The 19,985-nt window shown below is 69.0% G+C and carries 13 protein-coding genes; 7 read left to right on the top strand and 6 right to left on the bottom strand.

The features are described 5' to 3' along the window. Positions 1–298 precede the first annotated feature (298 nt). The 3 genes from GGD82_RS17785 to GGD82_RS17795 all read left to right on the top strand — a co-directional run bounded on the left by GGD82_RS17785 (position 299) and on the right by GGD82_RS17795 (position 4,076). The gene (locus GGD82_RS17785) at positions 299–1,168 is read left to right on the top strand and encodes a hypothetical protein (protein ID WP_150063682.1); all 870 of its coding nucleotides are present in this window, start codon (positions 299–301) and stop codon (positions 1,166–1,168) included. A 172-nt stretch (positions 1,169–1,340) separates the two neighbouring features. Further along, positions 1,341–2,900: an ATP-binding cassette domain-containing protein gene (locus GGD82_RS17790; RefSeq protein WP_150063681.1), complete on the top strand. Its 1,560-nt coding sequence runs from the start codon at positions 1,341–1,343 to the stop codon at positions 2,898–2,900. 189 nt (positions 2,901–3,089) lie between these two features. Continuing rightward, the gene (locus GGD82_RS17795; RefSeq protein ID WP_150063680.1) at positions 3,090–4,076 is read left to right on the top strand and encodes a transcriptional regulator GcvA; all 987 of its coding nucleotides are present in this window, start codon (positions 3,090–3,092) and stop codon (positions 4,074–4,076) included. A 55-nt stretch (positions 4,077–4,131) separates the two neighbouring features. On the opposite strand, the gene GGD82_RS17800 is transcribed toward GGD82_RS17795, so the two are convergent. Next, positions 4,132–4,359 (bottom strand): hypothetical protein, encoded by a 228-nt coding sequence (locus GGD82_RS17800; protein ID WP_150063679.1) that lies wholly within the window; start codon positions 4,357–4,359, stop codon positions 4,132–4,134. Between the two features lie 607 nt (positions 4,360–4,966). Here GGD82_RS17800 and cobN point away from each other — a divergent pair. Both cobN and GGD82_RS17810 read left to right on the top strand, forming a co-directional pair. Continuing rightward, positions 4,967–8,704: a cobaltochelatase subunit CobN gene (cobN, locus tag GGD82_RS17805; protein WP_150063678.1), complete on the top strand. Its 3,738-nt coding sequence runs from the start codon at positions 4,967–4,969 to the stop codon at positions 8,702–8,704. A 97-nt stretch (positions 8,705–8,801) separates the two neighbouring features. Further along, a complete protein-coding gene (locus tag GGD82_RS17810) occupies positions 8,802–10,325 on the top strand; it encodes a hypothetical protein (RefSeq protein ID WP_150063677.1) in 1,524 nt (507 codons plus the stop codon). A gap of 21 nt (positions 10,326–10,346) precedes the next feature. On the opposite strand, the gene GGD82_RS17815 is transcribed toward GGD82_RS17810, so the two are convergent. From GGD82_RS17815 to GGD82_RS17825, 3 genes are all read right to left on the bottom strand, one after another. Continuing rightward, entirely contained in the window at positions 10,347–12,275 is a 1,929-nt protein-coding gene (locus GGD82_RS17815; protein WP_311731986.1) for a polysaccharide biosynthesis protein, read from the bottom strand. 118 nt (positions 12,276–12,393) lie between these two features. Beyond that, positions 12,394–13,134, bottom strand: coding sequence for a TIGR00266 family protein (locus tag GGD82_RS17820; protein WP_150063676.1), 741 nt, complete (start codon positions 13,132–13,134; stop codon positions 12,394–12,396). A 124-nt stretch (positions 13,135–13,258) separates the two neighbouring features. Further along, complete coding sequence (locus tag GGD82_RS17825; protein WP_150063675.1) at positions 13,259–14,179, bottom strand: DMT family transporter; 921 nt, start codon at positions 14,177–14,179, stop codon at positions 13,259–13,261. A gap of 69 nt (positions 14,180–14,248) precedes the next feature. On the opposite strand from GGD82_RS17825, the gene GGD82_RS17830 reads away from it, so the two are divergent. Continuing rightward, complete coding sequence (locus GGD82_RS17830; protein WP_150063674.1) at positions 14,249–15,160, top strand: LysR substrate-binding domain-containing protein; 912 nt, start codon at positions 14,249–14,251, stop codon at positions 15,158–15,160. 288 nt (positions 15,161–15,448) lie between these two features. Continuing rightward, positions 15,449–17,554, top strand: coding sequence for a methyl-accepting chemotaxis protein (locus GGD82_RS17835; protein WP_150063673.1), 2,106 nt, complete (start codon positions 15,449–15,451; stop codon positions 17,552–17,554). Between the two features lie 84 nt (positions 17,555–17,638). On the opposite strand, the gene pdxA is transcribed toward GGD82_RS17835, so the two are convergent. Together pdxA and GGD82_RS17845 are read right to left on the bottom strand one after the other, a co-directional pair. Further along, complete coding sequence (pdxA, locus tag GGD82_RS17840; protein ID WP_150063672.1) at positions 17,639–18,649, bottom strand: 4-hydroxythreonine-4-phosphate dehydrogenase PdxA; 1,011 nt, start codon at positions 18,647–18,649, stop codon at positions 17,639–17,641. Beyond that, a complete protein-coding gene (locus tag GGD82_RS17845) occupies positions 18,646–19,971 on the bottom strand; it encodes a four-carbon acid sugar kinase family protein (protein ID WP_150063671.1) in 1,326 nt (441 codons plus the stop codon). The genes pdxA and GGD82_RS17845 overlap by 4 nt, the downstream gene beginning before the upstream one ends. Positions 19,972–19,985 lie beyond the last annotated feature (14 nt).

Here is a 19,985-nt window from a genome sequence, read left to right on the forward strand (position 1 = left end):
GTTCAGAAAAGCCGCGCGCCGGGACGATCTCTGACCGGGCGTTATCGTGCCGTGCGACTCGGATGATGGCAAGCCAGGAGAACTTATACATAATTTTATTTACAGGGGCGTTGACACAACTTTGCGTGAACTCAGAACCAGAGACATGTCAACGGGTTAAACCACCGGTGCCGACTCGGCCGCCGAACCTCTTCAACCGGGCTGTCAAGGCTGGTAGAGTCCGTGAAAAGCCAATGAAGCAGTGGCGCAGCGGGCCGAAAGGCTGCGTTGACCTCCACCTCCAGAAAGGATGTGTGTGATGTCTGATTCCGTCGGTGCAGGTGGTCCGAGCGGCTCAAGTGGCGTTCTGTCCTCCACCATGCGATCCATAACCCGTCAGGCGGGCGATCCGCAGGACCGCGAGGTCCGCCGGGTCGAGGATGTTGTTGATCTGTCACCGCTGGCGGCGGGACAGGAGCGGCAGCAGCGTGCCGTCGAGCCCGCCGAGCCGGGCGACCAGATGTACAATCCGGGGTCCCAGAAGAACCCCCTGGCCGGTCTGAAGGCCGATAAGGAAGCCGACCAGGCGGATCGCGCGGCCCGGGAGGCTGAGCGGACCGTTCGGGAGAGCGAGTCCGAGCCCGAACCGGTCGCTCTCGTCCAGCCGGTCAACATCGGCATGGCGGCCGCCATTACGATCGGCGCCGAAGATATGGTGCGCCGGTTCGACACCAATGGCGACGACCACCTGGACCTGCGTGAGCGGGACCTGGCGCTTGAAGCCGTGCAGTCCGATGACGCCACCGTGCCGGGCGGCGGGCGTATGTTCCGGCGTCAGGCCGAGGTCGCGCAGCAGTTCGACGGCGACGGCGACGTCTTCGTCGCGCAGGACGCAGCGCGTCGGGCCGAAATCGAAGCCCGGCGTGAAGAGGCCAGCCAGAATGCGGGCCAGGGTGAGGCCTTCCTGGCGGAGCAGGAGTCTCAAAAGGCGGATGCGGCTCAGCAGCGGGCCGTCGCCGAGGACAAGGTGGAACGAGGACGCGCCGAGCGTCTTGCGGCCCTGGAGCAGCAGAATACGGCCGGCGAAGAGGCTGCCGTGGGACCGCGTCGCTCGGGGGCCGATACGGCCTACCTCAAGTCGGAGGAACTCGGGCTGCCGCAGGGGGCGGTGTCCGATGTCGAAGCCTGATCCGCGCGTGCCGCGGATGATTGGCTGAGACGAGTGCCTGAGAGGCGCGGCTGGATATGATCGGTTGCGGTCGGAGCGGCCGCATGGTTGCCTGACACGCCGGGGTTTCGGACAGACCGAGACGCCGGCGTCGTCGTGTTCCGCCCGACCCGATCCCACTGCCGGTCCCTTCATGAACCTGACCTTCTGTCTCCGCGTTACCGACCTTTCCTTATGCACGCCGGACGGGCGGTCGCTTTTGGAAGGGGCGGAGGTCTCCGTTGGCGCTGGCGAGATCGTGCTGCTGACCGGGCCATCCGGGTGCGGCAAGAGTACGCTGTTGCGCGTTCTGGCGGGGCTCGGCCGTCCGGGGGATGTCCGGACCGGGACGGCCATCCGCCCGGGGTGCCCGCCCGTGGACCTCGTCCGGACGCCGGAAGCGGCGTGTTTCGGGGCGCTGGTGTTCCAGTCCCTGGGGTTGTTCGAAGACCTGACGGTGGCGGAGAACCTGGCCATTGTCGCGGATCACGGTCCGGCTTCGGGTGGCGTCGTGGCCGGAGAGGGGGCGTCCGATCAGGTCGCGCGGGCCCTGTTGGACGGGCTGCCCCTCGACCGTTCTCCCCGCCTGTTGAGCGGGGGCCAGCAGCAACGTGTGGCCATCGCGCGCACTGTGCTGGCCGACCGGCCGCTGCTTCTGTTCGACGAACCGAACGCGGGTTTGGATGCCGCCGCGGGGCGGGATCTGGCGGCCCTGATCGCCCGCGTCGCGGCCGACGCGGGGCGGGGCGTCATCATTGTCGCGCACCATCTGGAGCCGTTTTTGCCCTACGCGGGACAGGTTGTGTTCATGGATCCGGGAACGCGGACGCTGGAGCACCTGCCGGCCGATGGGGCGGTGATCGAGGGCCGGCTGATGGCGGCGGCGGCGGCCCGGCGCGGCAGCGACGCGGGGCCCCGCGCCTCGGAGGACACCCGGACCGAGGCCCCCGGTCTGGCCCCCGGCCGAGGGGCCGAGGCCGGGCCACGGGCCGTGAGGCGGTTCTGGCTTTGGCGCTATTTGCGGGGGTACGCTTGGAGTCTCGCGCTGTGCCCGGCCGCGCTGGGGTACATGGCCCTGGCGGCAGTGCTGGTGGGGTTCGTAACCACTTGGTTCACGATCCAGACCATGCCGTACCGCACGGTGCTGTCACCCTTGATCCTGAACGATCTGCTGGCCGGCATGGGGGCCTTGCAATACCGGGTGCTGGTCCCCTTGCTGACGGCGATTCTGCTGGCCTCGCGCGCCGGGGCCATTGTGGCCGCCGACATGGGGCATCGGGTCCACGCCTCCCAGATCCTCGCCATGCGCAACCTCGGTGTGCCGGACCGCCTGTATCTGCGCGGTGCCGTCACCCTCACCGTGGTCGCGGCGGCGGTCGGGTTCGCGCTCGTGCTGTTCGTGCTGTCCGCTCTCATGTCGGAGCGGACGTTCAACATGCTCCTGTATCCGGATGGGTCGCCGTCGCGCTGGTGGGACCATTTCTTCAGCCAGCTTGTGGACGACGAGCACTGGAGTCCGCGCGGGACCGGCTGGCTGCTGCTGAAGATGGCGCTGAGCGGGCTGGCGATCGCCTGGGCCAGCCTGCGCGCTGGTCTGTCCCCGAAGCAGACCGGTCTCGACATCAACGACGGCATTTCCACGGCCGTGACCACCGCGTTGGGAAGTGTCCTTGCGATCCACGCCCTGGTGGCGCTGGTGGAGTTCCAGGTATAGCGCGTCCCCCTGATCTAAACACGATCACCTCCGTATCGAGGGCGCTGACGGCGGCGTGCAGGCGGGCGTTGGCCCAGGCGTTGCCCGCCGCTTTTCTTGGGCCGGTGGTGGAAAAAAGGGGTCCGCCGCGCTCACCGCGTCGCGTACTCTCCGTCGAGACCCGTCGTGCGCTGTGATGTGGAGCTTCCCGTGCCGCCCGCCCGTCTGCCGCCTCTGAATGCCTTGCGCGCCTTTGCCGCCGCCGCCCGCCATCTGTCGTTTACGCGCGCGGCTGAGGACCTGTATGTGACCCAGGCCGCTGTTAGTCATCAGGTCAAGGCCCTGGAGGATTTCCTGGGCGTGCCGCTGTTTCGCCGGGGCACACGGGCTATTCATCTCACCGAAGCCGGGCAGCGGTATGCGCTGCGCGTTCAGGATGCCTTCCGGACTCTTCACGACGCGACGGACGCCCTTCTGGCGCAGGAGGAAAGCGGCCGGCTGACCGTGACGACCATGACCAGCTTCGCCGCCAAGTGGCTGATTCCGCGCTTGGGCGATTTTCTCTCCGCACATCCGGAGATCGAACTGCGCCTGGAGACCGGCATGGAGGCGGTCGACCTTCAGACCGGTGCGGTCGATGTGGCGTTGCGCCTGGGGCCGGGTCCGTATCCCAACCTCCACGCCGAGATTCTGTTGCGCGATGAGGTGTTTCCGGTCTGCGCGCCGGCGCTCATGGACGGTCCGTATCCGCTGCACACCCCACCCGATCTTGCGCACTATGTGCTGTTGCAGGATGGCGGATTGGACTGGGCGGTCTGGCTCGATGCGGCTGGCCTGCGCGGCCGGTTTGACCCGTACCGGGGGCCGGGCTTCCTGGATTCGACGATGAGCATTCAGGCCGCCGTGGCCGGCCACGGTGTCCTGTTGGGGCGGACCGTCCTGGTCGCCGATGAACTGGCGGACGGACGGCTGATCGCGCCCTTCGACTTGGCGATCGAGAGCAACTTTGTCTACTGGTTCCTGTGCCGTCCGGACCGATTGGAAAGCCCACGTGTTCAGGCGTTCCGGGACTGGGTCCGCCGGCAGACGGCGACCGCCAGCTTGATCCGCCCGGTGTCGCGGATCGTGTCCGCCAAAGAGGCGCCGGGTGTCGTCTACAACGCGCACACCGGTCGTGTGATAGCCGGAGGCAACTGAGGGCCCAGCGGGTGATGCTCCCGGTTCCGATGCACCGGTCCCTCCGGTCCGTGGATCACCGTTCGAAGGGGCCCCAGCGTCGCCGCAAGGAGTGCCGCGCGCAGTCGAGGATCAGCCAAAGTTCGCGCCCCCCCAGCACCTCCGCCCGGGTCTGCAGGGTGCCGAGAAGGTCCCAGGCTTCGCGGGCCTTGTCGCGGGCGGTGTCGCCGCCGGAAAGATCAATCTCCGATGGGGGGCGCAGGTTCTCGTAAAACGGGTGGCTAGCGATGTGCGACTCCGACATGCGCGGTGTTCCTCATGGTAAGCAGACCGACCCCGTATCCTGCGACAGCCGCCCCCACGCGGCGTCCCCCAACTGGGGGAGGGTAGCCCTTCTTTAAGGGCGTAGGATGCGTTGTACTACTTCTGGCCGTGCCCTGTGAAGCCATATTGTTTTCTGGGAGGACTGCGCACAGTGGCGGTTTAAGGGTTGCGACGCGGTTCTCTGAGGACACCCAAGGGACGGAACAGCGTGCTCTATCCGTCCGCTTTGCGGACAATATCCAGGCCTGAGAGGCGGAGCGGGCGTTTCACTCAGGATGATTGCTTTTGGGGTGGTCCTGACGCCACGGACGATGTTTAGGATGCACCGTATAGTCGTTGTCCTGTTCGCGCTGATGGTGTACCGGGTCCGGGGGTGAGGCGAAACTCGGTATGCGGGTGTCGTATTCATGGGGTTGCGTGGGCCGATCCGTTTAAAACGGTGCGGTCCCGTATCAAGGGGATCCGCGTTACAGCGGGGGGGCGGCGCGCCAGACGGCGCGGATGCGCATGGTGACGCGCATGGTGACGCGCGTACTGACGACGGGAATGCGTGACCCGCGCCCCGGTTGGCCTTACTCTCCGGCCCCATGCATTTGCTCGCCGCCACGCCGGGCGTCGTCAGCGATGGCACGGAGGCCGTGGATCTGGGACAGGATCCGGCCGACATCGTCGTCCTGACCGCCGCCGATACCGAAATCGCCTGCCTGTCCGCCGCGCGCGCGCGCTTGGGCGCGGGAGCGCCCTCCCTGCGTCTGGCGAATCTGACGCGCCTTGGCCACAATTATTCCGTGGACTTATACGCGGACGCCGTCCTGCGCCATGCCCGCCTGATCGTCGTGCGTCTGCTGGGTGGGCGGGCGTACTGGTCCTATGGCGTCGAGACCGTGGCCGCGCTGTCGCGCCGCTACGGGGTGCGCGTCGCGCTGTTGCCGGGGGATGCCCATCCGGACCCCGACCTGACGGAGGCGTCGTCCCTGCCGGCGGCGGAGCTGCATCGCCTGTGGCAATACCTCGTCCACGGCGGTGTGGAGAACGCGCATAACTTCTTGACCCGTTGCGCGGATCTGCTGGACGCGCCCGGCTTTTCGGACTGGCGGGAGCCGGCGCCGCTGCCCCCGGCCGGTCGGTTGGGCGCGGCCCCCGTGACAGACCCAGTCGGGAACCGTCCGGTGGTGGCGCTGGTATTTTACCGCGCGTTGGCCCAGGCCGGGGATCTGGCGGTCATCACCGCCCTGACCGACGCCTTGCGGGCCGAGGGGCTGGCGGTTCTCCCGGTGTTCGTGACCAGCCTGAAGGACCCGGTCGCGGGGGCTCTGCTGGGTGAACTGCTGGACGAAACGCCGCCTAACCTGATCCTGAATCTGACCGGCTTTGCGGTCGCCACCGCGGACCACGCCCGGACCAACCCGTTCGCCGCCCATGATGTGCCGGTGCTGCAGGCCGTGCTGGCGAGCGGCTCAATGGAGAGCTGGCGGGACGGCACCCACGGCCTGATCGCCCGCGACATCGCCATGTCCGTCACCCTGCCGGAGGTGGACGGGCGGGTGTTCACCCGCGCGGTGTCGTTCAAGGGCCTGCACCGTTGGGACGCGGACGCCCAGGTGGACGTGACCGGTCATGTGCCGGAGCCGGGCCGCGTCGCCTTCGTCGCCGCGCTGTGCGCGCGTTGGGTCACCCTGCGGCGGACCGCGCCCGCCGATCGGCGGGTGGCGCTGGTGCTCGCCAACTATCCCAACAAGGACGGTCGGCTTGGCAACGGCGTCGGGCTCGACACGCCGGCCGGAACGGTGCGGGTGCTGCAGGCGCTGGCGGAGGCCGGCTACACGGTTCGCGACGTTCCGGCCGACGGGGCCGCGCTGATGGACCGGCTGCGGGCCGGCCCGACCAATGCGCTGGAGGCACGCTCGGCGCGCGAGGTGCGGGTCGTCCTGCCGCTGGAGACGTACCAGACCGCGCTCGACCGGCTGCCGAAGACGGCCCGCTTCGATATCACCGCGCGGTGGGGGGAGCCGGCTGAGGACCCTTCGTTCCTGCCGGAGCGGGGCGGGTTCTCCCTCTCCATGATGATGCTGGGCAACGTGGCCGTTGGGATCCAGCCGGCGCGCGGCTACCACATCGATCCGGTGAGCAGCTACCACGACCCGGCCCTGATCCCGCCCCACGGCTACCTCGCCGTCTACATCTGGATCCGGGAGGTGTTCGGCGCCCATGCCGTCGTGCACATGGGCAAGCACGGCAATATGGAGTGGCTGCCCGGCAAGAGTCTGGCGTTGTCCGACGCCTGCTGGCCGGAGGCCGTGTTCGGCCCGCTGCCCCACCTGTATCCGTTCATCGTCAACGATCCGGGGGAGGGCACGCAGGCCAAACGCCGCGCCCTGGCGGTGATCGTGGACCACCTGACGCCGCCGCTGACCCGGGCGGAAAGCTACGGTCCGTTGCGCGATCTGGAGCGGCTGGTGGACGAGTACCACGAGGCCGCCGGGGTCGATCCGCGCCGCCTGACCGTGCTGCGCGACGAAATCCTGTCCCTGGCGGAGACGAGCGGACTCGCCGCCGACCTCGGTCTCCCGCCACCCCGTGCGGCACGGGCCGACGACGGCGCGGCGGAGGCCTTGGCCGCGCTGGACAATCACCTGTGCGAGCTGAAGGAGATTCAGATCCGCGACGGCCTGCACATCTTCGGGCGATCGCCGGAGGGGGACCAGCGCACGGATCTGCTGGTGGCGCTGGCCCGCCCCCCCCGTGGCGATCGGCCCGAGGATGTGTCGCTGACGCGCGCGTTGGCCGATGATCTCGGGCTTGGCTTCGATCCACTGGAGACGCAGGACCTGGGGCGGCCCTGGCCGGGCCCGCGTCCGTCTGCGCTGGCCGACATCTCGGCGGATTCATGGCGGACGGCCGGCGACACGGTGGAGCGGCTGGAAGGGCTGGCGCGTGCTCTGGTGGCCGGCACGCGGGAGCCGTATCCGGAGTGGCCCCGCACGGCGGCGGTGCTGGGCGAGGTGCGGGGTGTGCTGGCCCCGGCGGTCGAGGCCTGCGGCACCGCCGAAATCGGGGGCCTTCTGACCGGTCTGGACGGGCGGTTCGTGCCGCCCGGCCCCTCCGGCGCGCCGACGCGCGGCAAGCCCGACGTGCTGCCGACCGGCCGCAATTTCTTTTCCGTGGACAGCCGCCGCGTGCCCACGCCGACCGCCTGGGCGCTCGGCTGGCGCTCCGCCACGCTGTTGATCGAGCGCCACGCCATGGATCATGGCGATTGGCCCCGGGCGGTGGCGTTGTCGGCCTGGGGCACGGCCAACATGCGCACGGGCGGAGACGACATCGCCCAAGCCCTCGCGCTTATGGGGGCCCGGCCCCGGTGGGAACCGGCGTCCGGCCGGGTGATCGGGTTCGAGATCCTGCCGCTGTCGGTGCTGGACCGGCCCCGGGTGGACGTCACCCTGCGCATCTCGGGCTTTTTCCGCGATGCCTTTCCGGCCCAGGTGGACCTTGTGGATTCGGCCGCGCGCGCCGTCGCCGCGCTGGAGGACGAACCGGCGGACCTCAACCCGCTGGCCGCGCGCGTGCGGGCGGAATCCGCGCGCCTGGAGGGGCAGGGCCTGCCGGCGGAGGACGCCCGCCAGCGCGCCGGGCATCGGGTGTTCGGTTCTCGCCCCGGGGCGTACGGCGCCGGCCTTCAGGCGCTGATCGACGAGCAGGGCTGGGACACCGATGCGGATCTCGCGGCGGCTTATGTGGCCTGGGGCAGCTACGCCTATGGCGGCGGCGTGTCCGGGCACAGCGCGCGGGCGCTGCTGGAATCCCGCCTGTCGCAGGTGGACGCGGTGCTGCACAATCAGGACAACCGCGAGCACGACCTACTGGATTCCGATGACTATTATCAGTTCGAGGGCGGGCTGGCGGCGGCGGTGCGTAGCCTGTCGGGCCAGCAGCCGGCGGTCTATCACAGCGACCACAGCCGGCCGGAAAGCCCGCGCGTGCGCACGCTGGATGAGGAGATCGCCCGCGTGGTTCGCGCCCGTGCGGCGAACCCGAAATGGATTCAGGGGGTTATGCGGCACGGCTACAAGGGCGCGTTCGAGATCGCGGCCACTGTCGATTACCTGTTCGCCTTCGCCGCGACCGCCCGATGCGTGAAAAACCACCATTTCGACCTGCTGTTCGACGCCTACCTGGAGGACCCGACGGTGCGGGACTTCATGGCGGGGGTGAACCCGGACGCGCTGCGCGAGATGGCCGCCCGCTTTCAGGAGGCTCTGGACCGGGGCCTGTGGCAGCCCCGCCGCAACGATACCGGCCCCCGGCTGGGGGCGCTGTTGGGCTGAGGCTGCGGTTTTAAGGTGCGGCGGACCTGCCTTGTCCCCCGCCGGACGGTCCCGTACCGTCGCGTGTTGCGTTGTTCGTTTATCCGAGGACTTCCGTATGGCTCATCCGCGTCCCGTCCGTGTCATCCAGGCTCGTCCGCCCGGAGTGCCCGGGGCGTCGGCCCTGGACGATCTGGCCTTCATCACGGTGGAGGGCTTGCGTGAGCTGGGGCACCCCGTGGAGCGGGTGCCGGAGGGCCTGGATCCGGAGGCGTTGAACATCCTCATTGGCGGCCATCTGCTGGAGGGCCATGGGGTCGATGCTGTGCCCGCCGACGTGATCGTGTACAACGCCGTGCCGGTGCCGCCCGGCGGGCTGGCGGCGCGCTTTCCGGAGTATGCCCGCCTTCTGGCCCGGAATCCGGTTTGGGATGTCAGCCGGAGCGCTCTGGACGCCCTGTCCGACGCCAGCAGCCGCCCGGCGCCCTCCGCCGACGAGACCCTGGTTTACGTGCCGCCCGGCTGGGTGCCGGCATTGGGGCGTGTGCCGGTGGCGCGCGCCCAGGACATCGGCATTCTGTTCATCGGGCCGATGGACCGCGCGCGCTGGCGTCTGCTGGCCGATCTGGAGGCGCAGGGCCAGGAAGTCCGTCATGTCGCGGAGGCCACCGGCTCGAAGCGTGATGGCCTGGTGGCGCGCGCTCGTCTGGTGTTGGATTTGGCGCCGGTGGAGGATCAGATCCCGGACCCGGCGTGGCTCGTCTACCTGTTGGCCAACCGCAAGGCCGTGCTGGCGGAAGCGACGGTGGAGCTGGAGGACGACGCTGTCCTACGGGGGGGCATCCGGTTGGCTCCGTTCGAGGAGTTGGCGCGCGCCTGTCATCGTCTCGGCAACGACGTCGATGGCCGTTTGGCGCTCGGTCAGCGGGGCCTGGACGCCGTGCGCCGCCGCGATGCCGCCACGGTGCTGAAGCGCGCGCTGGCGCGGTTGCCGGAAACGGCGCGGACGACGGTGGCGCCGCCCGCGCCCAAGCGCAAGGCCAAGGCACCGCCCCCGCCTACGTTGGGGAACGCGGACAGCGTGCCCACGATCCTGAACCTGAATGGGGGTCGCGATCCCATCGAGGAGGCGGTGAACCTGGACGTTCCCGACGCGCGCGGGCCGGTTGGGCTGGCGCCTCCCGACATCATCGCCGACCTCACCGCGCCCGATCTCGTGGGGCGTGTGTTCGACACCACGCGGTTCGGGCCGGTCGCGCTGGCGCCGTCCGGCTTCGGCCGCATTCTGGCGCCGTGGGTGCTGTCGCGGACCCGGGACCTGACCGCGCTCATGACCACCTGTTTGACCCTTCTGGCGGAGGACGGGGCACTGGAAATCCTGGTGCCCTACGATCTGTCGCACGGCGCCTGGGCGGATCCGGCCAGTGTGCGCGCCTTCAACGAGCATGCCTTTACGGCCTTCACCGAAGGGCACGCGGCCATCGGCTGGATGACCGCCCGTTTCCATATGGAAACGCTGGAGTTCGCCTTTACGGCCTTGGGCGAGCGGCTGGAATCGGAGGGCACCCCGGTCGAGGGCATCCTGGCTACGCCCCGGGCCGTTGATGCCATGCGGGTGGTGCTGCGCAAGCGGGCGCTGTGATTCGGAGGACGCGGCGCCCGGTTACGCCGCCGCCGTCTGTTGGCCGTACTCCGGCACGAGCTCGCGCAGCAGGGCGAGCGCGCGGTCGGTGTCGCCGGTGGTGCACGCCACTTCCAGCGCGTCGAGGGTCGCGGCGACGCGGGCGTGATCCAGGCGGCGGGGATCGGCGATCAGCACGCCCTCCTGTCCCGTCGGCACCGGCTTTTCCGCGCCGTGGAAGACTTCCTCGAACAGCTTTTCCCCGGGCCGAGGGCCGGTGAAGACGATGGGGATGTCCTGATCGGGGCGCAGGCCGGCCAAGCGGATCATCTGTCGCGCCAGATCGACGATGCGCACCGGCTTGCCCATGTCGAGCACGAAAATGCGGCCGCGCCATGCATCGTCCGCCGTGCCCAGGGCCGCCGCCTGCAACACCAGCTCGACGGCCTCGCGGATGGTCATGAAATAGCGCGTCATGTCCGGATGCGTGACGGTCAGCGGCCCGCCGCGCGCCAACTGGCGCTGGAACAGCGGCACGACGGAGCCGGTGGAGCCCAGCACGTTGCCGAACCGCACGGTGACGAAATGGGTGCCCGTGGCGACGCCGCGCCCCTTGTCCAGCACGTCCAGCGCCTGCCCGTAACACTCGGCCAAGCGCTTGCTGGCGCCCATAATGTTGGTCGGGTTCACCGCCTTGTCGGTGGAGATCATGACCAGCGCCCGCACGCCATGCGCCCGGCAGGCATCGGCGACGTGCCGACTGCCGACGGCGTTGGTCCACAGGCCCTCGATGGGGTTCATCTCGACCAGCGGCACATGCTTGAGCGCGGCGGCGTGGAACACGACCTCCGGCTGGGCCTCCGCCATCACCCGGTCGAGCACGCCCCGATCCCGGACGGACGCGACGCGGGCCGCGCGCGTCAGGTCCGGATGGCGCTCCGCGATCTCCAGGTCGATCGTGTAGAGGGCAAACTCGCTGCTGTCGAGCAGGGTCAGCGACGCTGGGCTGAGGGCGGCGACCTGTCGTACCAGCTCGGACCCGATCGACCCGCCGGCCCCGGTCACCAGCACGCGGCGCCCGTCGATCAGGGCGGCGATGGCGGCGCGGTCGAGCACCGCCTGCGGCCGGCCCAGCAGGTCCTCGACCGAGACCGGGCGGACCTCCAGCCGGTCCGTCGTACCCGCGCGCAAATCCGTGGGGCGGGGCAGGCGGGCGAGGGTAAGGCCCAGGCGGTCGGCCGTGTCCAGCAGGCTCTGGATGTCGGGGCCGGCGAAGTCCTCTTGGGTCAGCACCAGCTTCATCGGCCGCTGGTTGCGCCCGGATAGGGTCGCCACGATGTCCTCGACCTGATCCAGCGTGCCCATGACCTCGACGCCGTGGATGTGGCGCCCGACGCGGCTGCGCTTGCGGGTGATGATGCCCAGGACCCGATAGCTGGCGCCGGGCTGGCGGTGCAGGGAGCGCAGGAAGAGCTCCGCCCCGTCGCCGGCCCCGGCGAGCAGGATCGGAATGGCGTTGGGGTCGCGCCGCGTCTCGTAGTGGAAATCGAGTCGGCGGTCTTTCAGCACCCGGTAGAGGAACCGGGGGCCGCCCAACAAGGCCATCAGGACGAACCAGTTGATGAGAAAGGCGCTGCGCGGCAGATCGTCCAGGCGGGTCGTCAGGAACATCGCCGGCAGGAACAGCAGGATGGTCAGCGTCACCGCCTTGGTGATCGCCATCAGATCCCGCATCGAGGCATAGCGCCAGATGCCCTTGTACATGGGCTGATAAAGGAACACCGCCGCCGCGATGCCGGTGAAGACGGCGGTTCCGATCATCAGGTTTTCGGGGGCGACGTGGTCCTGCCACGCGTCGCCGACGCGCAGATAGATGGACAGCACGAACGACAGGCCCGACATGATGACGTCGTGCATATAGGCGATTCGGGCACGCGGCGAGGTGCTCAGGAAAGAGGGCAGCAGTCGCAAGGCCAGGGTCCGTCGATCAGGTCGGGGGCCGGAGAAACCCCGACGAATAGGCCATCCCCCGGGGGCAGGCCAGGAAAATCGGCCTCCCCGGGGGACGGGCGTCGCGGTCGGGGCGCCGTCACTGGCCGCTGGACTGATTGCGGGCGCTCGGCAGCAGGGTCGCGACCCAGCCGGAGAACGCCTGCGGGTTGCGGGTCTGGATCCACACCGGGCCGGGGCCGGTGAACTCCATCACAAGGCCCTCGCCGCTGGTGGCGCTGGTGAAGGCACGCTTGAAGAAGCCGCCGGCCCCCGCGACCATGCGGGTTTCAAGGCCCATGCCCTCCTGGTAGGCGACCATATGGCCGCTGTCGACGACCAGCCGCTGGCCCGGCTCCAGGTCGCGCCGGACAATGGCGCCGAAGCTCGACAGGAACACGGTGCCGGCGCCGGTCGCCTTCAGCATGAACAGACCCTCGCCGCCCAGCAGACCGCGCATCCCGCCCCATGAGGCGTCGACCGAAACCCCGGGCGAGCAGGCGAGAAAGGATCCGGCCTGAAGAATCAGCGCCGCGTCGGCGATCTCGGCATCGCGGATATCGCCGGGCATGGCGGGGGCCAGGGAGACTTCGCCCGGACCGCTCTCCGCCGCGATCGTGGTGACGAAGAAGCTTTCCCCGCCGAGGGCGGAGCGGGCGATTCCGCTCAGGGCGCGCCCAAAGAAGCCGCCGCCGCCCCCGCTTCCGCCGATCGACGTGGTGAGGGCGAGCGTGGGGGACATGGTGACCATGGCGCCGGACTCGCATTGAACCTGCTCGCCCTGATCCATGCTCATCTCCAGGAGCGAGAACGCCGGGGCCTGGGAGATTCTGTAGTCCATGGGAGATGGTCCTTTCGTGGTGGCAATCCGGTTGGGGCGGGGCCGGCGGGGGCCGGGCCGCGCCCCGGGACTATGCCAGCAATGGCCCCGGGACTCGATGGTCGGTGTCGAAATGATCCGTCCGTTACCGCCGCCCGAGCGTGAGCAGTCCGGCGCCGGCCGCGATCAGACCCAGCCCGAGGGCGTCCTGCGGGGAGGGCAGGGCGCCGAACAGCAGGACGCTCCACACCGCCGCGAACAGAAGGTAGGCGGTATCGAACACGCCGACGACGGGCGTTGGCGCCAGCCGATAAGCCTCCGCCACGGCCAGGGTGATAATCGCCAGGAAGACGCCCAGCACAGCGATCAGCGCCCAGTGCGCCGCCGCCATGGGGGGCCAGACGGCGAGGGCGAAGGATGTCGCCTGAGCGGGGGCAAACAGCGCGAGCCCGGCGAGTCCCAGGGCGCCCGCGCCAATCAACGCGACATTGAGGGTCAGCGCCATGGCGCCGGGGTGTTCGTCCGCACACCGGCTTCGCGTGATGATACCGGCTAGGGCATAAAAGAACGCGGCGGCAAGGGGCAGGGCGACGGCCGGTGTGGCGGTGGCGGGCCTCGGGTCGATGGCGAGCACCACGCCGGCGAGGGTGAGGGCGATGGCCAGTCCTCCCCGCCAACCGACGGCTTCCTTCAGGACACAGCGGGACAGCAGCGCCATCCAGACCGGCGATGTGTAGTAGCAGGCGGCCGCCAGCGGCAGCGACAGCATCGGCAGGCCGGCGTAATAGCACAGCCACATCGCCGTCAGGCAGGCGCTGCGCAGCCAGACCCACACAGGGCGGCGCGGGCGGAGCACACGGCGGCCCGATCGCAGGCACAGCCCGCCCGCGATCAGCAGGGCGGCGATCGTCGAGCGCAGAACGACGATCTGCGCCAAGCCGAGGCTGTCGCCGACGGCCTTCACCAAGGCGTCGGACAGGGACAGGAGAAAGACGGCAATCGTGATCCAGACGAGGCCCCGGGTGTACCGCCCCGAGGCTTCGGATCGTGTGTGTACCCATTCCATATGGTATTGAACGCCGGGACAGGCACTCAGATAAAATGAACTTGGTTCGCAAACACATGAGGATGTGGAATGGATCCACTCACCCGGGCCTTGCCCCCGCTGGCCCGCCTGCGCCCGTTCGAAGCGGCGGCGCGGCATGAAAGCTTTACGAGGGCCGCCGCCGAACTGGGGCTGACCCAAACGGCCGTGACCAAGCAGATCGCGGCCCTGGAAGCGGATCTCGGCGTCCGGCTGTTCGACCGCCGCAATCGCGCGGTGTTCCTCACCGAGGAGGGCCGCCAGTTCGGCCGGGTCGTGTCGGCCGCGCTGGCGGATATCGCGGCGGAGGCGGCGCGGTTGCGGGGTGGGCGCGGGGCGGGCGGGCTCGTTTTGCAGTGCCAGTTGTGTGAGGCGTTCTATTGGCTGATGCCCCGGCTGTCCCGGTTTCACGCGCGGCATCCGGAGATCGAGCTGCGCGTGGTCACGGTTCTGACGCCGCTGACCGAGGCGGCGGAGCCGTTCGACGTGGCGATTCAGACCACCGGGCGTGCGGCTGGCTCGGCACGGCTGGTGTTCACCGCGTCCGACGCGATTTTCCCGGTGTGCGCGCCCGGCGTGTTGGGGGATACGGGCCGCCCAGTCCCGCCGGCTGCCCTGACCGCGTATCCGCTCTTGGCCCACCGCGTGGTGCCGCAGGACTGGATGGACTGGCCCGCGTGGTTCGCGGCCGTTGGCCTGACGCCGCGCCAAAACCTGAGTCTGATCTCGTTCGACAGCTTTCCGCTGGTGTTGCAGGCCGCCGTGGCCGGGCAGGGGATCGCGTTGGGCTGGCAGCGGACCGTGGCGGGCCTGCTGGCGGAGGGCAAGCTGATCCGGCCCACTGAAGAGTCCGTCCTTCGTCCGGCCGAACTGTCGGTGTTTCGCGGTCCTCGCCGCGGCTCTCACGGTGAGACGCAGGCGCTGCTCGACTGGTTGCGGGAGGAACTGGCCGAGCCCGCGTGAGCCATTATCAGCCCGTGGTGCGGCGGGCCCGGTGTCGATCGAGGCGCGCCCTGAATGCGGATTATTTCATTCGAACACGCTGTATTGTAACTCGCCCATAAGTGGATCTTGCACAGCGACTTTTCTTGTCTTCTGAGCTTTTCTAAGCTAATCATTCGTTTCACAGACAATTCATCGTTTGGCTTGTGTGGTCCCTTTTAGGTTGGGCCCGCCGACGGTGTGTGGACATCGGCCTTATCGGATGGAACCGGGGCACGAAAGTGACCCACGCGCTTAAGGGGGGACAGAATGGGCCTCAAGCTGTCGGTGGCGGCCAAGCTGGTGACGGCCAGTGCCATCGTGTTGGTCGTTGGACTTCTGGTGGGCGGCCTGGTGCTGGCGTTGGAGACGCAATCGGAGACAGCCGCGCTGGCGCTGGGCGAGGGGCGCGCCATCGGAACCGCGATCGCGCGGGATATCCAGGCCGATCTGGAGGAGGGGCTGGTTATCGCCCGCACCTTGGCGAAAACCTTCGAGACCTTGAAGGCGGAGGGCGACACGGACCGGGATGTGTTCGATGCCATCTTGCGCGAAACAATGGAACGCAACCCATCGTTGGCCGGGGCGTGGGCGGGGTATGAACCGAATGCCCTGGACGGGCAGGATGCGGCGTTTGCGGGCCGCGGCGACCGCACCGACGAGAGCGGTCGGTATATCACCTATTGGTATGACTTCGGCGATGCCAAAGGTCTGACCCTGTACCACCTGACCACGTTCGAGGCGGCAGGGGCGGCCTCCGCCTACTATCAGGTGCCCATGACCACCGGTCGGGAGTTCGTGACCGAGCCGACGGTGTACGACATTGAGGGGACGGAGGTGTTTCTGGCCTCGCTCGTTGTGCCCATCAAGGAGGGCGGCCGCACCATCGGTGTGGTGGGCGTGGACATGACGCTGTCCGATCTGTGGGAACGCATCGCGGACACACGACCGCTCGGCACCGGATCGGTGTTCGTCATCTCACACGATGGCCGATGGGTGGCGTTGCCGGATGCGGCCGCGCGTGGCACGCCCGTCGTGGACGCCCTCCCGGCGCTGGAGGCCGCCCTGCCGGCCATTCAGACGGGGTCGTTCTTCGAGCTGGAGTCCGAAGGGATGCGCGACGGCGGTATCCTGGAGGACGCGGCGTACACGCACCTATTCACGCCAATCCCCCTGGGTCGGACAGAGCTTCCCTGGTCCGTGATGGTGAACCTGCGCGACGCGGCGATCAAAGCCCCGGCGCAGCGTGTGGCGCTGATCCTGGCGGCGACCGGAGCGGTGCTTCTGGTCGCGCTGATCGGAGCGCTGGCGTTGGTCGGGCGCCAGCTCATCAACCGGCCCCTGAGCGCACTGGTTGGGGCGATCGGCGCAATTGAAGGCGGGAACACCGCGATCCCGATCGCGGGGCAGCAGCGAACGGACGAGGTCGGGGCCATCGCCCGGGCGCTCGAATCCTTCAAGGGCAATTTGATTCGCGTCCGCGAGATGGAAGCCGAGCGTCAGCGGGCCGAGACGGCCGCCGAGGCGGAGCGTCGTCGCGAACGGCTGAGCATGGCCGATACGTTCGAAACCTCGGTGGGGCAGATTCTCGGTCAGGTGTCCGGCGCGGTGAGCGATATGGATGCGGTGGCGCAGACCATGACACAGCGCGTGCAGACCCTGGATGGGCAGGCCACGGCTGTCGCCGCCGCCTCGGAGGAAGCCAGCACGAACGTGTCGGCGGTCGCGTCGGCGACGGAGGAACTGACCGCCTCCATCGACGAGATCAGCGCTCAGGTCCAACGGGCGTCCACCGTGGCCACCGACGCTGTTGGTCAAGCTGAGGAAGCCGACCAGCGGATGGCGAGCCTAACGGACGTGGCGGACCGCATCGGGAAGGTGATCACCTTGATCACGGACGTGGCCAGCCAGACCAACCTTCTTGCGCTCAACGCCACGATTGAGGCGGCACGCGCCGGGGAGGCCGGTAAGGGCTTCGCGGTCGTCGCCAACGAGGTCAAGACGCTGGCCAACCAGACCGCCCGCGCGACGGAGGAGATCAGTGCGCAGGTCGGCGCCATCCAGTCCGAGACCCGGCACGCCGTCGTCGTCATCAAGACGATTTCCGAGACCATCGGCAGCATCAGCGAAATCGCCAACGCCATCGCGGCTGCGATAGAGCAGCAGGGCGCGGCCACCCGGGAGATCGCCCGCAACGTCCAGCAGGCCTCGGTTGGGACCCACGAGGTCTCGGAGACCATTGTCGGGGTCAGCCAGGAAACCGCCGCCAGTCGGGAGTCGGCCGAAGACGTCGGCACCGCGGCACGCCGTCTGGCGGATCAGTCGGCAGCGCTGCAGGCGCGGGTGCGGGAGTTCCTGGCCGGCATTCGGGCCTGATGCGGAGCGGCCCCTATCCCGCTCCCGGGACAGGGGCCGTTGGCCGCGGTTCGGCGTGGGTGGGCCGGGGCAACGCCGACCGGGTCAGGCGGAGACGGTTTTGGGGGCCAGATCCACGGCGAGCTGAAGGGCCGTGACCAGACTGTCGTGGCGGGCGATTGCCTGGCCCGCGATATCGAACGCGGTACCGTGATCGACGGAGGTGCGGATGATGCCGCCCTTCAGACCCACGGTGATGTTCACGCCGTCATCGATCGACATCAGCTTCACCGGGATGTGCCCCTGGTCGTGGTAGCAGGCCACCACCACGTCGAAATCCCCCCGCATGGCGCGGAAGAAAATGGTGTCGCCCGGCCAGGGTCCCGAGACGTTGATGCCGTCCTGCTTGGCGCGCGCGATGCCGGGTTCCAGCTTGGTCTCTTCCTCGTTCTCGCCGAACAGGCCGTGTTCCCCGGCGTGCGGATTGATGCCGCACACGGCGATGCGTGGCGCACCCAGACCCGCCCGCATCACGGTGTCGTGCGCCAGCTTGATCACCTGATAGGTCCGCTCCGGATTGATCCGGCGCACGGCCTCGATCATGCCGACATGGGTGGTCAGATGGATCACCTTCAGCTTCGGGGTTGCCAGCATCATGGAGTAGTCGGTGGTGCCGGTCAGGTCGGCGAGGATTTCGGTGTGCCCGGCGAACAGGTGGCCGCCCTTGTGCAGCGCCTCCTTGTTCAGGGGCGCGGTCACGATGGCCCGGATGGTGCCGGCCTGGGCCAGCTCCACGGCCACCCGAACGAACTCATAGGCCGCATGGCCGGCCTCGGCCCTCACGTCCCCATAGGGCAGCGCGCCGACCTCCAGGCCCGGATCCACGCAGGCGACGAGCTTGGGCGACGTTCCGGCCAGATCGATGGCGTCGGGCGCCATCCGCCGGACGGCAAAGTCCGTCCCCACGAGATCGCGCGCCCGTTCAAGAGCCGCCGCGTCGCCGATCACCACCGGCTGGCTGAGTGCGTAAACCTTGGGGTCCATCAGGCTTTTGGCGATAATTTCGGGGCCGATGCCGCAGACATCCCCCATGGTAATGCCGATAACCGGTGTCATGGGTCGAGTCTCCCGTTGATCAAGAAATCCATTGCCTGGGCCAGGGACGCGGCGGTCCCGAAGCCTCCGGCTTTGGTGACGATGTGGCAGGCCGGACCCGTCGCCGTGCGCACCAGGGGAATCCCCGGCTCGATTGCCGCGATGAGGTCCAGGCTTCCGATGGCGGCGGCATCCATGACCGCCCGCGCGGTTTCGCCCCCGGTCAGAACCAGGCGATCGACGGTCCCATCCTCTACCGTGCTGGCGGCGACCGCGCCCAGGCTGGCGGCAATCTCCCGCCCCACCCGGACGCGGGACCACCCGGGCACGTCGGCCTGAGCGGACAGGAACGCCGCACCGGCGGGATCGACCTCCGTGGTCAGCACCAGGGCCGGATCCCGCTGGGCGATCCGTGCGTGAAGGGCTGCCACGCAGCGGGCGATCTCCGTCTCGCGCGCGGCGCCGGCCGTCAGGATCTGCGCCGGGTCCAATAACACCGGGTCCGCCGACAGGTGCCGGGCCAAGTGGTCGATCTGGTCCCGGCTGGCGGGATGGACGCTGCCGATCACCAGCAACGGCGGCCGGTGTCCCTGGGCCAGATGGGGGATCTCCGGCGCGCCGGTCAGCCCCCATGCAGACGCCAGACTCGCGGCCAGCCCGGCCGATCCGACCCAGAGAATCTGCCCCGTCGCCTGCGCCTGCGCCTCAAGGCGTTGCCCGAACGCGGCGATCCGGTTCAGATCCTTCTCCTCGCGGCTGTCGAAGACCACGCACAACGGGGCCTGGCGGTGCAGGGCCTCCAACACGCGACGCTCCAGGGCGTCGGGATCCCGTGTGTCCTCCGACCCGACGGTCAGACAGGACGCAGCCGGCCGCCCCGCCGCGACCAGGGCTGTCACGTTGGACTCGCGCACCGGCGTGGCCGGGTCGCGCGCGAACGCGGTGTCGGCCACCGGCACACCGTTTACCAACAGCCGGCCGTTCTCCACCGTCCGTCCCTGCGCCGGAAAGGCGGGAGCCACGAGGATCAGGTTAGCCCCCAACCCCCGAGCGGCCCCCGCCAGCTCGGCGGCGACCGGGCCGCGCAGGGTGGAGTCGACCTTCTTGAAGACGTGGTCGATGCCGGCCGCCCGGAGCTCCGAAGCCACGGCTTCGGCCTTGGCTTCGGCGGCCTGCGGGCACAGGGGCCGCGTTTCGGTATCCAGGATCGCGACATCAAGGCCGGCCAGCTCGCCGGGCGACGGGGTGCCGAGAAAGACCCGGGCCGCCGCGCCCCGGGTTGCCATCTGCAACCCGCTGTCGTTGGCGCCGGTCAGGTCGTCGGCCATGATCGCGATCGTCATCGCGTCCTCCGCAG

The organism is Roseospira marina (genome assembly GCF_014197855.1).
In the GTDB taxonomy this organism is placed as follows: Bacteria; Pseudomonadota; Alphaproteobacteria; order Rhodospirillales; family Rhodospirillaceae; genus Rhodospira; species Rhodospira marina.

Coding starts and splice junctions, on each gene's coding strand:
- GGD82_RS17785 (WP_150063682.1), top strand. CDS start 299: ATGTCTGATTCCGTCGGTGCAGGTGGTCCGAGCGGCTCAAGTGGCGTT.
- GGD82_RS17790 (WP_150063681.1), top strand. CDS start 1,341: ATGAACCTGACCTTCTGTCTCCGCGTTACCGACCTTTCCTTATGCACG.
- GGD82_RS17800 (WP_150063679.1), bottom strand. CDS start 4,359: ATGTCGGAGTCGCACATCGCTAGCCACCCGTTTTACGAGAACCTGCGC.
- cobN (WP_150063678.1), top strand. CDS start 4,967: ATGCATTTGCTCGCCGCCACGCCGGGCGTCGTCAGCGATGGCACGGAG.
- GGD82_RS17810 (WP_150063677.1), top strand. CDS start 8,802: ATGGCTCATCCGCGTCCCGTCCGTGTCATCCAGGCTCGTCCGCCCGGA.
- GGD82_RS17820 (WP_150063676.1), bottom strand. CDS start 13,134: ATGGACTACAGAATCTCCCAGGCCCCGGCGTTCTCGCTCCTGGAGATG.
- GGD82_RS17825 (WP_150063675.1), bottom strand. CDS start 14,179: ATGGAATGGGTACACACACGATCCGAAGCCTCGGGGCGGTACACCCGG.
- GGD82_RS17830 (WP_150063674.1), top strand. CDS start 14,249: ATGGATCCACTCACCCGGGCCTTGCCCCCGCTGGCCCGCCTGCGCCCG.
- GGD82_RS17835 (WP_150063673.1), top strand. CDS start 15,449: ATGGGCCTCAAGCTGTCGGTGGCGGCCAAGCTGGTGACGGCCAGTGCC.
- pdxA (WP_150063672.1), bottom strand. CDS start 18,649: ATGACACCGGTTATCGGCATTACCATGGGGGATGTCTGCGGCATCGGC.
- GGD82_RS17845 (WP_150063671.1), bottom strand. CDS start 19,971: ATGACGATCGCGATCATGGCCGACGACCTGACCGGCGCCAACGACAGC.